We start from the raw sequence: 14,853 nt of genomic DNA, 5'->3' as shown, positions 1-14,853 counted from the left end.
ATTGAAGGGAGAAAAGCCAGTAAACTAAACTGGCTTTTCTTTTTTTTCTTGATCCAACCGAAGAAATCCCCTAGACACATTTATTTTATAAAAAGAGTCTCTCGCAAAGCCAGATCGTGCCCATGGCAAAGATAAGTCCCGATGCAATATTGATGGCTGTACGATAAGGCTTTAGCTTTTGAAGCATGGTAAGTAGAGGAACCACGGCTGCAAGAATCAACAATTGCAAAGCTTCAATGCCCAGATTAAAACTAATGAGAGATATGGCCAAATTTTGTTTAGGCAGTTCAATTTCCTGAAGCACGCTGGCAAACCCGAGTCCATGAATTAAGCCAAAGAAAAAAGTAAGCGACCAGCGATACTTGATTTGTTTACGGAAAATATTTTCAATAGCCACATAGCAAATGCTGAATGCAATCACGGATTCAACCAGCCTAGAAGGAAGTTGAACGACATCTAGGGCAGCCAAGGACAAGGTGATACTATGCGCAAGGGTGAACGCCGTGATGATGAGTGCATATTCCTTGAACTTTTGCTTCCGAAGAAGAAGCGCGAACAAGAAAAGTAGATGGTCGGTACCAAATAATATATGCGTCATCCCAAGCTTGAAAAAGGAATACCAACCCGAAGCCGCATCGTGAGTGCTGCTTCCGCCATTGGTATTGCCAGTAGAGCCGGCATTAACTTGAGTGTTTGGAGAATTTCCACTGCTTTCGTCAGAGATCGTTGTATCTTGCTGCTGCGTCTCCTGATTTTCAGTTAACAGCATGGTCCACGTGCGATTGCTGCCCTCAAGGGCTTTTTGGCTGATTTGACCGTCAAATTCGGCGATCAAGAAATCTACGTAATTCGTACCAGTTGGGGCGCCTGACTGATAAATTCCGTCACTAAAAGTAATCGTTTGGCCGGCATGAAAGCCAGGATATTCGAAGCTTAACGTGACAAAGGTGGTGTCCTTTTTCTTGTCTAGAATGATGCGGCTGACTTCACCAGGCTGCTCCTGCTGGTTGACTTCCAGGGAAATTGCATCTTCTACAAGCTCTTCAATTTTAGGTTCATTCGATTTAAGCTCATCCTCACTGAGCAGTTGATCCTTGTTGGCATCAGCAGATGGGATTTTTTCAATAATCGTCAGGGCATCTATGGAATAGGTTAATATTGTCTTGTCCTTAGCGATCTTTAGATCTGTATGACCAACGCTATAAGCATGCGCATACGCAGTTTGGCTAAAGTAGCTATTTGTTAAAAGTAACATGCTAATAACGATTAAAGTTAGAAAATTATTTCGGACTAGTCTAGTAAATAAAAGATTTTGCAAGAAAAAGAGCCTCCTCGTTGGACGAAAGATGATAGCTAGATTGAATTATAACGAAGTTAACTTTGTAATTTCAATAAATTTTTATTGGGAAATTTTAAAAAACAAGATGGTAAAAAAATTTAACTGTTTATTTACATAGATTATAGTATATTTTATATTGATCTGTGTCTATATGTTCTCTTTTACATTGGCTAAAGACATGGTTACTATTTTATTTTTAGGGAGTGGAGCGATCAGCGTGTTTAAAAGAAAAAGGCAACTAAAGAGAGTGCTCAGCACACTCATAGCGACGACGATGCTTGCATCAGTCATTATGCCCTCAGTGTTTGTTCAGCGTGCAGAGGCATCAGTCGCGGACCATGTTGTTATCAGTCAAGTGTATGGTGGTGGAGGTAATAGCGGAGCCACGTACAAAAGTGACTTTGTTGAGCTTTACAATCCTACCAATGCAGCTGTGGATTTGACGGGGTGGACGGTTCAATATGCAGGTAAAACAGGAAGTTTTACAGTTACGGATACTAAATATTATGTCTCATTATCAGGTAGTATTAAATCCCATGGTTATTACTTGATTAAAGCGGCTAATGGGACTGGAGGAACCGTTGATTTACCTGCTCCAGATGCATCAAATGATACGATTGCTATGTCTGGGACAGAAGGTAAAGTCGCACTCGTCAATACCAATGTAGCGGCAGTAACGGCAACAGATGCAAATATCGTTGATTTCGTCGGCTATGGTGCACCTAACACCTTTGAGGGATCGGGCGCAACACCAGCGCTTACAAACACGACCAGCGCTACACGATTAGGGATTGATGGCACTACCACAACGCCAGGTAACGGGAACGGATGGGATACAAACAACAACATCAGCGACTTTATTAAAGGAACGGTATCCCCGAGAAACTCTGCATCACCGGTGGAACCAACAGCAGGTCCAGCGAAAGCAGCGGCACCGATAGGCGGTTCTATCTTATTTGCCAATAACGGAACGATCACTGGTATGGCCGGGGCTGCTACGGTGCAATCGGTGGTTTATGCTTATACCACGGATTCCCCGGATGGAGGAGTTTCAGCAGTTGCAACAGCAACGGCAGGTGCGGACGGCTCTTTCGTTTTGAGTTTCGATAACAGTTCGAACACAAACCCCGTTTATCTGACTTCTCAAACCTCAGGTAAAGGAGAAAGTTCGACCACTCGCGTTGACGTTGCAGTCCCAACGGCAAGCGTGGATACCTCCAAGGTCACTTTCTACGTAGATGAAAATGGTAAGGGAACGGTGACCGGTTCAACCGGTGCGGCACTGGCGAGCGCCCCTGTCTATTTCTACAACAGTGAGACCATATCGGATGTAAATCGTTTGAGCAACGTAAGTAACGCAACCTACGCGACGTCAGACTCAACCGGTTCATTCAGCTTTATCATAAATAACGCTCCTGATGCTGTGTACATGACGCAACTCAAACATACTTCAAACGGGCGCATGTATGAAAGTCTTCCTGTTAAAGAGGATAAGACGACTGAAATTGTCATTTCTCCGATCAGCACGCTGCGTGAAGTAGATATCAATGGTTCTGTAACACATTTGAACCAAACCTTTACCATTGAGGGTACAGCAACTGTTGCCAACAAAATTGTGGGTACGGAATTTGTGAATTTCTACGTTCAGGATGCAACAGCGGGTATTAACGTCTTTAACAAAACGGTAGACTTAAACCCAAGCTTCCAAGCCGGCGATAAGCTTCGAATTTCAGGGAAATTAATAGAGTATCGCGGTCTAGCTGAGTTTGAAGTGACGTCGATCAGTAAAATCGAAGTTGGTGTCATTCCTTTACCTGTAGAAACGACAATTGCTGCACTGACGAGCTCAGCGACTGCTGAACCGTTGGATGGCAAATTAGTGACTTTGAAAGGGAAAGTTACTGCATCCACGACACAAAATCCTTCAAATCCTCATTCGAATGTTACGTTAATGGATGAAAACAACAAGAGCATTACAGTGCGCGTAATCGGTAACACAGGTATCAATGTTTCTGAAAAGCTTCAGAACGATAAATCCTATTTCATTACGGGAATTGTTGGCCAGTACGACACAACATCACCTTATACAGAAGGCTACCAAGTATTCCCTAGATCTATCACTGATATTACTGAGTTTGTACCGGTAACTATCTCTCACGAAGCACTTACATTCGCTTATCTAAATACAGATTTACCGTTTACAACTAAGGCAGCGGGAGCTACTTCCGTTAAACTGTTCTACCGCGCAACCGGTGGTACCACTTACACGGAGCTGCCGATGACCGTGATAGAGGGGAATAATTACTCCGTCGTAATCGCTGGTGCAAATATACCAGTAAGTGGTCTTGAATATTACATTGAAGCTTCCAATACGAGCAACCAGTTTGCTAATTCTGGAACGGCTGCTGCTCCGCACAGCGTGACAGTATCAACGGATACAGCAGGTCCTGCTTTCTCCAACGCGATGCCAGCGGAAGGTTCCAAGACAGAGAACAAGCGTCCGGATATCTCTTTAAGTATGTATGATCTAAGCGGAGTTAATTTAAGCTCTGTACAAGTTACTTTTGATTCTGCAACTGTAACCAATCAAGCTTCTATTACACAAACAAAGATCGTTTTGCCTCTTTCAGAAGATCTGGCAATGGGCAAACACACAGTTAAAGTTGTTGCTCAAGACAGCAAAACTAATGAATCAATCTATGAGTGGGATTTTGAAGTCTTAGAAGCTTTTACAGGCGGTAACCACTATCGAGGAACAACGCACAACCATACGAACATCTCCCATGATGGCGCTGGGGCTCCTGAACAAGCTTTGAAAGAAGCTAAGAAATATAATTATGATTGGTTTGCGTTCTCCGACCATACGCATGATATCGATCCTGAAAAAATAGGGACGGATACTGTCAATCATGCCGGTATGCCTGAACGTACAGGCGGCTCCGAATGGCAGATGACGAAGGATTTGGCAAACCAATATACTCAAAATGGAGAGTTTGTCACATTTCCGGCATTCGAAATGACTTCAACAACTTGGGGACATTCCAATGTTTTTGGCGCAGAAAACTTTATTGACCGTAAGCAGGATGGCGGCAAATATCAAAACCTGGATCAATATTACGCTTGGGTGCTAACCTATGATGATATTGTTGCGCAGTTTAACCATCCCGAAATGGATGCGAACTCGTTTAATAACTTCATGCCATATAAGAAAGACGTAGATCAACTGTTTACCATGTTTGAAGTAGGGAATGGCTCAGGTCATTATTCTTACGCGAATGCGGAGAAAACTTACTTTAGAGCACTTGATCTTGGATGGCATGTTGCGCCGACATTCGGTGAAGATAACCACGACGCAACATGGGGTCAAACCATGAAGCGTACCGTTATCGTGGCACCTGATCTTAGCCAGGAGTCCTTGCTGCATGCGATGCACAATAGACGGGTTTACATGGCAGAAGACCCTAACTTTACGCTTGATGTCTTGGCGAATGGCTATTACATGGGCTCCACAGTAACCAACAGCAATACACTAACTTTTGACATCAAAGGAAATGACGCTGTTGCAGAATCACCGAGTGCGGCAGATTACAATTTCTTGCCTGCTTCCTATGTTTCTGATGACCGTGTAGCTAAAGTAGAGCTGATCTCAAACGGGAATAAAGTTATTGCAAGCATGGCACCGAATACAAAGAATTTTACGTGGAATCCGGAAGTAACGGTTACAKGCGGTCAGCAGTGGTTTGTTGTTCGCGTAACGCAAGCAGATGGAGAACAAATGTATTCCTCTCCTATTTGGTCCAAAGAAGTAGAAACAGATGTAAAGATTACGGACCTGAATGTTACTGGCGGTGTCCTTGTAGCAGGTACGGCAGCAACATTAAATGCAGCAGTAAGCAATATGGGGACGCAGGACCTGAGCAATTTGAGCGTCAGCTTCTATTATGACTCTGTAGACGCAGGTCACTTAATTGGAGCGGCACCCCTTACATCCTTAACATCTAAGTCAGTATCGACGGTAAGTATGAACTGGGCAAGTCCTGTAGCTGGTGATCATAAATTATTGGCTGTGGTCAATGCTCCTGCAGGAGATAATGCTGCCGACAATCAATATGAAAAAAGGTTTACCGTCAAAGCTCCACTCGGGATCACTATTCTTATTGAGGCATCGCATCAAAATGAGAATACGTCAACAGATTCAGGCACATACAAAGATAACTATAAATCTTTCGCGAAACAGCTTTTGTTTGAAGGTTACACCATTCGTGAGAATACAACAGGTGTGACGACCGAGGCCTTAAGTGGTGTTAAAGCACTTATTATTAGTTATCCAAAGACAGCCTATACAACTGCCGAGATTGAGGCTATTAAATCGTTTATGGCAAACGGCGGTTCGTTATTCCTGCTGTCCAAAAGTAATAACAGCGGTAACCCTGCAGCCAGCAATACTTTGCTCCAGCAGTTAGGGTCTGCGATTCAAGTCAATGACGATGGTATTTACGATGATAGTGCGGCAGGAAATTTCTGGGCTACGCCATTGACTTCAAAATGGTCGGTTCGTCTTCATCCTCAGCCTTTAAGCGGACAAAATGTCATGAACGATCGTGTGAATTCGATTGAATATTACAGCGGATCCAGCTTAGAAGGCTTGAATCATCAGGCGTTAGCGGATTCCAACACTGTACGCGTATTAGTTTGGGCGAATGAAACTTCTTATCAATACAATTTGAAGAATGGCGCACATGCTTATGATACTGTAAGCGATACCTCTGGCGGTTCTGCGATTCCGGCGATTGCTTCCGAACAGATTGGCAACGGACGCCTTATTGTTTCGGGGATGAACATCTTCAACGATAAGCAGATGGATGAAACCTATAACGATAAAGGCAACAATGAATTTGCTGAAAATGCCATCGAGTGGTTAACGCATCGTGAACCTGTTATAACGGATATCGCATTAGCAAGGGAGCTACCAGAATTAACGAACGTAGTTGTTGAAGGAACAGTGACTACTGCGGCTGGCGTGTTCTTTGATGCTTTCTATGTACAGGATGCAACTGGCGGTATCATGGCCTTCAAGGAAGTAGAAGACGGATCGCTCCAACTTGGAGATAAGGTTCGTGTACATGGCCATATCAAAGAGTTTGAGAATAATCTGGAGCTAGAATTTGATAACTTTAAGAAAGATGTCAACAAAGTAAGCAGCGGCACGTCATTGGCGCCAATCCAGCTGACAACAGGCAATGCTTTGTTAGATCAAAATCAAGGTAAATTGGTACAGGTAACAGGACAGGTTGTATCTAAGTACGATGACAATTCTTACATCATCAATGATGGTTCCGGGAATATTCTCGTGTTTACAGATGGTTATATTGTGAATCAAAGCGGAGCAGTTCCTGCGCTTAAAGTGGGTGATACCTTAAAGGCAGTCGGCCTTACAGGTAAGAACTCAGAAGGCGTTCGAATCCGTGTTCGAGATACGAAAGAGCTTTCAAAAGTAGAGCCTGGCCCAGGAATTTCAACTGCTCCAATAATGCCATCTGGTCCAACAACTGCACCTGATATTATTACTGACCGTGGGATTATATTAGGGAAAGACGCCATAACAGAGAAGCAAGAAACAACGGGCTCAGGTAAGGTAATCAACTCAGTAAGTGTTAATGTGGATAAATTAAAAGCGGCATTCGCGACATCTGCGACATCTAATACGGAGCATGCTGTCGTGGTGACAACTCAATTCGAGGGAACCGTAAAGGTCAATCTTCCGGCTGAGGCGCTACTCGCAGCTGGACATGACGCACTTATTATTATTGAAACGCCGCTAGCAAGCTATGAATTGCCTCTTCACCTTCTTCCTCTAAACCAATCTGGTTTGGCTCAAGTCAGCGATTATTCGGTTCAAGTTACAATCGAACCAGTCGACGAAGCGCTGAAGAATTCTATTAATCAAAAAGCACGCGAGTTAGGTGCTACCCTAGCTTCAGATGTAGTAACAGAATTTCGTGTTGCCGTTGTTATGAATGGCACCGAAACCGAGGTTAACGATTTCGGAACGACTTATGTAACTCGGGTGCTTTACATGCCCAACGCATTTGATCCTGCAAAAAGTACAGCGGTTATTTACGATCCAAATCTAGGCGAGTTTATCCCTGTTCCGGCTGTTGTAACGACAGTTAACGGGAAGCCTGCCTTAGAGATTAAGCGTCCTGGTAACAGCATGTATACTGTGCTTGATTATCATAAAGAGTTCGCAGATCTTGCAGGACATTGGGCAAAACTGGACATCGAGCACATGGCTTCTAAGCTCATTGTGAAAGGCATGACGGATACAAGTTTTGAACCTAACCGCCAAATTACAAGAGCTGAATTCGCGGCATTACTTGTGCGCAGTCTTGGGCTTAATGTGGATGTCAAAGGCACATCTTTCCAAGACGTCGATGCCATAGCTTGGTATGCTGGCTATGTTGGCACAGCAGCGAAGTTTGGTCTTGTAAACGGTGTGGAAAACAACCGGTTCGCGCCCAATCAAAATATTTCCCGAGCGGAAATGGCGGTTATGATTTCTCGCGCGCTTGATATTGTTCAACAGGAGAAGTCCAACGCACCTACCAGTGACAAAGCTTTAGCGAACTTTAAGGATCTGTCAGCCATTCCAGCATGGGCTTCTGCTCAAGTTGCCAGCCTGGTTGAGAAGAAAATCATGAATGGAGTCAGTGATGATTCGTTTGCTCCTTCTACTTCAGCGACACGTGCTGAAGCTGCAGTGATTTTGCTTCGTTCCCTTCGAGAACTCAAATTTACGGATTAAGCCAGAATAATTGCAGAATATTTTACAAGGAAACCCCACCTCAGTTGACAGAGGTGGGGTTTTTTTCGGCGGATTGAGCGTGGGGACCACTCAAACGCAGTGGGCATAAGCTGATCATATATGTCGATTTGAGAGGATGTCTTGTACATGTTTCCCTATTCGTGTTCAACGAGATCAGGGGAGACGGGCTCCGTATTCAATTTAAATCTGAAATAATACGGTGTGTCGAAATTGATCGGAAAATTGAGGGGGTGGATCTCCATTTTCTCCCAAAAAAAACGGTTGCAATAATTTCAAAACCGAGGTAAGATACAAATAATAAAAAAAGCAAGCGCTTTCAAAATGCATCGTTAAACCGATTTAATAAACATGATAAATCAAGATTACCTATCAGGATTATAAGTAAAACGGGGTGATCTCATTTAAATCATGATGCGCTTACGTTCTTATTAAAGCGGTTTAACAAGATTCACGTATTCGTACAAATTCTTATTAAAGCGGTTTAATAAGAATCAAGCACTTTGGCTAATTTTTTAAATTAAACCGCTTTAAAGTGAATTATACCTTGGAGGTGAAGGGAACCAAATTCCAGTTAAGCACTATTGAACATGGGAGTACCCGTATACAACTTCACAACTATGGAGGGGATTGGCTTGAAAAAAAACAGATTATTTTTTGCGATGATGATGTTGATATTAGCGGTTGTTTTTACGGCTTGTGAGAAGGATAGTAATCCACAAGCAAGTTCATCAGTTAAGGAAACAACGAGTCCCAATGCATCAGCAGCTACAAAGATAAATGGATTCAAAGAAGCCCCTATGTTAACTAAGCTTGTAAGTTCAGGATCGCTTAAGCCAGTGAATGAACGGATCCCTGCCAAGGAAGAGGTTATGATTGAAAAGGTAACGGATGAGATAGGGAAATACGGTGGCGACTGGAAAATGCCTTGGGGTGGACCTAATGATCGCTGGGCTGTTGGTCAACCAACGGAGGAAGCACTTTTCCGTTTTAACAAGGATGGAAGTACGGTTGAGCCTAACGTTGCCAAAAGCTATGAAGTTAACAAAGACTCTACTGAATTCACTATCCATTTGAGACAAGGTATGAAGTGGTCAGATGGTCAGCCTTTTACAGCCGATGATGTCCTTTTCTATTGGGAGCATATGCTCACGAAAGAGACTTTCGGTAAAAAGATTTATGATGCTTATTACTCCATCGACCCTGTATCCGGAGAAAAGGCTCTAGCACAAGTGACCAAAGTTGATGATTATACCTTTAAAGTTACCCATAAGTATCCTAACGTACTTTTTTTGGAGCGTGTTGCCATCGATAACAAATGGTTCTTTGCACCAGCACATTTCCAAAAAACGATCTTACCTGAGTTTGTAGGTGAAGCTAAAACGCTTGAAATTGCAAAACAATGGGGCTATGCCGATGTGAAATCTTTCTTGGTAGCAACGGGCTATTACTACTGGATTAACCCACAGATCCCAACTCTAAGAGCTTGGGTAGCTAAGAACGATCCGAATAGTAATCAATTTATTATGGAACGCAATCCTTACTATTGGAAAGTGGATAGCGAAGGAAATCAGCTGCCTTATATGGATCGTATCGTTGCTACAAAAGTTCAAGATCCAGCACAGAGGGTGCTGGGCACATTAGCAGGTGACTATAATCTTCTTGATTTTGATTTTAAAGATTTCACTGTATTGAAAGAAAATGAGAAAAAAGCAGGGTACACAGTATCGAATTGGACGACACCAATTTGGTCAAGTGCGGGTCTCCAATTTAATCAAACCATTGTTGATCCCAATCTTCGTAAGCTTTTCCAAGACATTCGATTCAGAGAAGCAGTTTCCGTTGCGGTCGACCGCAAAGAAATTTCTGAGATTGTTACGAACGGTTTAGGCGCTCCACAACAAGCATCAGTCCCTGAAGGCTTGGTAGGATACCAAAAAGGATGGGCAGATCAGTGGAGTAAATTTGATCAAAACCGTGCCAATCAACTTCTGGATGAAATCGGTCTGACGAAACGTGATAAGAACAACTTCCGTTTGAACGCTGACGGTTCTGATTTAACCATCACGATTACTGAGCCGAGTACAGGTTCGGCAACTTTCTTGGAATTAGTTAAAAAATATTTTGAGAAAGTTGGCCTTAAGGTAGATGTGAAGGTTGTGGATATCGGAACGCATAATGATCTTAAATACGCGAACAAGATTCAAGTAACGACAGAAAATATTTCACTCGTCAATGTTGCTTTTAGACCTGATACCCTTGTGCCACTTCGAGTATTGACACCATGGCTTGGAAATTATGGCCTGTATACATCATCGAATGGCAAAGACGGGGTTAAACCTGAAGGTGATATGGCGTTAGTTATGGATTACTGGAATAAAGTGAAATCATCTGCAAGTAAAGAAGAAATCACGAAGTGGAGTAATGAAATCATTAAACTCAATCAAAAGAATCAATGGTTGATTGGTTATGCTGGCCCAACACCAAAGCTGGTTGTGGCATCAAACAAGATTGGCAACGTGCCTAAGAATTTAGTGTATGCTGACGAATTCCGTAGCTTAGGTCATGGACACCCTTCTCAATTCTTTATCAAACCATAGGTAGTATGTAACTAAATAATGGGGAAATCCAAAAGGTATTTCCCCATTATGAAGTTCAATCGGATCATCGAATTGACCGGAAAGGATAGGATTGAGATGCTCCAATATATTTTACGAAGAATCATTTTGGTCATACCTGTCGTATTTTTTATATCCGTTATTGTCTTCTATATCATTCAGCTGCCGCCAGGGGACTATGTTTCATCTTACTCGGCGAAGATGTCTGCGGCAGGCGAGGTCATGACACAAGCAGATATTGCTGAAATGAGAGCAACCTTAAAGCTGGATCAACCATGGTTTATTCAATATCTGGAATGGATGAAAAACATATTTCTCCATTTTGACTTCGGGTATTCATTTAGCTATAACAAGCCTGTTATGGGTGTTATTTCCCAATATATGACATTAACGCTGATCGTCTCTCTGGCGACGATGGTGTTTACATACGGGGTGGCAATTCCTATTGGGATTTACTGTGCGGTAAGGCAGTATTCCATTGGAGATTATATTTTCTCAGCATTCGGTTTTCTGGGCATGGCTACACCGCACTTTTTAATGGCGATCATATTAATGTATTTGTCCTATGTGTATCTAGGTGATCCTATGTTAGGTCTATTCTCTAGCGATTACGCCTCTGCTGCATGGTCGATGGGCAAGGTGCTTGACTTGCTGAAACATATGATTATTCCTGTCATTGTCATTGGTTTGGCAAACACAGCAGAGCTCATTCGAGTCATGAGGGGGCAAATGCTGGACGAATTGAATAAGCCGAACGTGGTGACAGCAAGATCCAAAGGCTTATCCGAAACAAAAATCCTACTCAAATATCCAACGCGCGCTGCGCTAAATCCAGTTGTAAGTACGATTGGTTGGTCGCTAACTTCTATTTTCACGGGTTCGACGATTACGGCAATTGTTCTAAACTTACCAATTCAAGGTCCAGTCATGTATAACGCCTTATTAGCCCAAGATATGTATTTGGCAGGAACGTGGTTGTTGTTTATGGCCGTATTAACGGTTGTGGGGACATTGATTTCGGACATTTTGTTAGCTTGGCTAGATCCAAAAATTCGCACTGCATTCAGAGGTGTGTGACCTATGAAATCAATGATATCAATTGGAAAACAACTATCGACCCCATTCAAGCGTCCCAAAAACAACGATGTATATTACAGCTCACAGTGGCGTCTTATGTATCGCAGATTGAAAAAACATAAATTAGCTCGTGTTAGTTTAATCATTCTAGCTGTATTCTACATTACGGCTCTCTTTGCTCAGTTTATTGCGCCGTATGGCTTGCAAAGCTATGACAGTAAATATGTCAATGCGCCGCCTACGAAAGTGAGCTTCAAGGACGCGGAGGGCCATTTTCATCTGCGACCGTTTGTTAATGACCTGAAATCGGGTAGAGATCCAGTTACACTGCGGAAAATGTTTGTGCAGGACGAGAATGTTCGTCATCCGTTACGTTTTTTTGTAAAAGGTGAAAGCTACAAGTTTCTGGGCTTGATTCCAACGAAAACCCACCTTTTTGGTGTAGATGAACCAGGTCGTATCTTTCTTTTTGGTACAGACGGCATGGGTAGAGATTTATTATCGCGTATTGTTCTGGGGAGTCAAATTTCATTAAGCATCCCGCTCATTGGCGTGTCCATAAGCTTTGTCTTGGGTTTGTTTATCGGGGGAGTATCCGGGTATTTCGGTGGATGGATCGATTCGGTTATTCAGCGGTTCATTGAAATTATTCGCTCATTTCCTACGCTTCCTCTATGGATGGCCTTATCAGCGGCTATACCGGCTCGCGTTCCCGTAGTCACCATGTATCTGTATATCGTCATCATCTTTGCCTTCATTGGCTGGACGGATTTAGCCAGGGTTGCGAGAGGAAAGTTCATTTCGCTAAAAAATGAAGAATATGTATTAGCAGCTAAAATAGCAGGGGTTAGCGACGCTAAAATTATCATAAAGCATCTTTTGCCTGGATTTATCAGTTATTTGGTTGTGGCGACGACTTTAGCCATCCCGGGGATGATCTTGGGGGAGACAGCCATGAGCTTTCTAGGACTTGGCATAAGGTCGCCTGCGACAAGTTGGGGTGTACTCCTTCAGGAAGCACAGCAGATTGAGAATATTGCTTTATATCCATGGAAATTAATCCCATTAGGGTTTGTCATTGTTACCGTATTAACTTTTAACTTTCTAGGCGACGGTTTGCGTGATGCAGCCGATCCATACAAGAAATAAACTAAAGTAAGGCGGGGAATGTCATGACATCGAAAGCTGTTATCGATTCACTATCCGAACCACCTCTGTTGTCCGTTCAAGATCTGAAGATCCGTATTCAAATGGATAATGGGGAAATGAAGGCGGTAGATGGTGTTGATTTTGAGATAAAAAAAGGTAAGACACTTGGCCTTGTTGGCGAGTCTGGCTGTGGAAAAAGCTTAACCAGCAGAGCGATTATCAGCATTAATCCGAAAGAATGCGAAACTTCAGGCAAGATTGTTTATCACTCCACCTCGGAGAAGGAGTTAAACCAGCTAGATTTGCTATCGCTCAATACTCGCAGTAAACAGATTCGCTCCATTCGCGGCAGAAAAATTGCTATGATTTTTCAAGAGCCGATGACGGCATTTTCACCGATGTACACCATTGGGAATCAGATCATGGAATCTATTCTCATCCACCGGACCAAAGATAAAAAAGAAGCGAAGAAAATTGCCCTTGAAATGCTAAGTAAAGTGGGCATTTCAGATCAAGAGAAACGGTTTGACCAATATCCGCACGAGTTTTCCGGCGGGATGCGTCAGCGGGCGATGATCTCCATGGCTTTATCCTGCAATCCGGAATTGCTAATCGCCGATGAGCCCACCACAGCGCTGGATGTAACGATTCAAGCCCAAGTGATGGAACTGATGAAGGGACTCCAGAAAGAGTTTGGTATGGCCATTTTGTTAGTCACGCACGATCTTGGCATCATTGCCGAGATGTGTGACGAAGTAGCAGTTATGTATTTAGGGAAAATCGTTGAGCAATCGACGGTAGGGGAAATTTTCAATAATCCGAAACATCCCTATACAAAAGGCTTGCTCAGATCGATGCCTAAATTAGGTGGAGATCGCCATCAGCGTTTGGAATCAATTGAAGGTACGGTTCCGATGGCGGTCAATTTGCCCCCAATGTGTGGTTTCTATGATCGGTGTCCGGATCGAATTGAAGGGGTATGCAATACACAAGCCGTTCCGAAAACACGGATTTCCGATCATCATATGGTTAGATGCTTCCTATACAACGAAGACGGTGAGGTGAATAAGGATGTCTAAACCTATTTTGAAAGTTAACAATCTCATCAAGAATTTTGAAGTAAAAACCAAGAATAAGTTGTTTAGTAAGCCTAACTCCATTCGTGTTTTGAACGACGTTTCATTCGAGCTAATGGAAGGAGAAACATTAAGTATTGTCGGTGAATCGGGTTGTGGGAAAACGACGCTAGGCCGCTGTATCGTGAGAGGAATGGACGCTACATCAGGGCAAGTGATGTACAATACGGAAGGCGAAGATCAAGTTGATTTTCTAGGACTTCGAGGGAAGGAATTCAAGAAATTCAGAAAAGATATTCAGATGATCTTTCAGGATCCTTATTCCTCACTGAGTCCGAGAATGAGTGTCTATGACATTATTTCCGAGCCGTTGCTTGCTAACTTCAAGCTGACGAAAGCGGAACTGGATGAGAAGGTTACTAATATTGCAGAAAAAACTGGATTGAACGTCAGTTATCTCAAACGGTATCCGCATGCTTTCTCCGGAGGGCAAAGACAGCGTATCGCGATTGCGCGGGCTCTTATTTCCCGGCCTCGACTCATCGTCTGCGATGAAGCGGTGTCAGCCTTGGATGTTTCGATTAAAGCGCAAATTATTAATTTGTTGAAAGACCTGCAGAAGCAGCTTCAGATTACGTATATTTTCATCTCGCATGATTTATCGATCGTTCAAAATATTTCTGACCGTGTAGCGGTTATGCACTTGGGGAAAATCGTAGAGTTAGCACCTGTGGATTCCCTATTTCAGACACCTAAGCATCCTTACACAGA

General features: G+C 43.0%; 7 protein-coding genes. 6 read left to right on the top strand and 1 reads right to left on the bottom strand.

From position 1 onward, the window contains the following. Positions 1–85 precede the first annotated feature (85 nt). Positions 86–1,255 carry a HupE/UreJ family protein gene (locus AC1DVJ_RS23140; RefSeq protein WP_477593730.1) on the bottom strand — a complete coding sequence of 390 codons (1,170 nt, stop codon included), beginning with the start codon at positions 1,253–1,255 and terminating at the stop codon, positions 86–88. A 301-nt stretch (positions 1,256–1,556) separates the two neighbouring features. On the opposite strand from AC1DVJ_RS23140, the gene AC1DVJ_RS23135 reads away from it, so the two are divergent. From AC1DVJ_RS23135 to AC1DVJ_RS23110, 6 genes are all read left to right on the top strand, one after another. Continuing rightward, a complete protein-coding gene (locus AC1DVJ_RS23135) occupies positions 1,557–8,144 on the top strand; it encodes an S-layer homology domain-containing protein (protein ID WP_477593728.1) in 6,588 nt (2,195 codons plus the stop codon). 653 nt (positions 8,145–8,797) lie between these two features. Continuing rightward, positions 8,798–10,762, top strand: coding sequence for an ABC transporter substrate-binding protein (locus AC1DVJ_RS23130; protein WP_477593726.1), 1,965 nt, complete (start codon positions 8,798–8,800; stop codon positions 10,760–10,762). Positions 10,763–10,810: 48 nt separating this feature from the next. Continuing rightward, positions 10,811–11,857: an ABC transporter permease gene (locus AC1DVJ_RS23125; protein WP_477593724.1), complete on the top strand. Its 1,047-nt coding sequence runs from the start codon at positions 10,811–10,813 to the stop codon at positions 11,855–11,857. A gap of 3 nt (positions 11,858–11,860) precedes the next feature. Further along, the gene (locus AC1DVJ_RS23120; protein WP_477593722.1) at positions 11,861–13,006 is read left to right on the top strand and encodes an ABC transporter permease; all 1,146 of its coding nucleotides are present in this window, start codon (positions 11,861–11,863) and stop codon (positions 13,004–13,006) included. Positions 13,007–13,029: 23 nt separating this feature from the next. Beyond that, positions 13,030–14,085 (top strand): ABC transporter ATP-binding protein, encoded by a 1,056-nt coding sequence (locus AC1DVJ_RS23115; protein WP_477593720.1) that lies wholly within the window; start codon positions 13,030–13,032, stop codon positions 14,083–14,085. After that, positions 14,078–14,853, top strand: a 776-nt coding sequence (locus AC1DVJ_RS23110; RefSeq protein WP_477593718.1) for an ATP-binding cassette domain-containing protein, incomplete at its 3' end; no start/stop codon positions are given. The genes AC1DVJ_RS23115 and AC1DVJ_RS23110, both read left to right, overlap by 8 nt.

It is taken from the genome of Paenibacillus sp. P4_A9, from assembly GCF_056402415.1.
The sequence above is the reverse complement of the archived record's forward strand: the minus strand, read 5'-3'. Positions and strand labels throughout refer to the sequence as shown.

Bases quoted from the DNA above. Each gene is read 5' to 3' on its own strand.
- AC1DVJ_RS23115 (WP_477593720.1), top strand. From the start codon at position 13,030: ATGACATCGAAAGCTGTTATCGATTCACTATCCGAACCACCTCTGTTG.
- AC1DVJ_RS23120 (WP_477593722.1), top strand. From the start codon at position 11,861: ATGAAATCAATGATATCAATTGGAAAACAACTATCGACCCCATTCAAG.
- AC1DVJ_RS23125 (WP_477593724.1), top strand. From the start codon at position 10,811: ATGAAGTTCAATCGGATCATCGAATTGACCGGAAAGGATAGGATTGAG.
- AC1DVJ_RS23140 (WP_477593730.1), bottom strand. From the start codon at position 1,255: ATGTTACTTTTAACAAATAGCTACTTTAGCCAAACTGCGTATGCGCAT.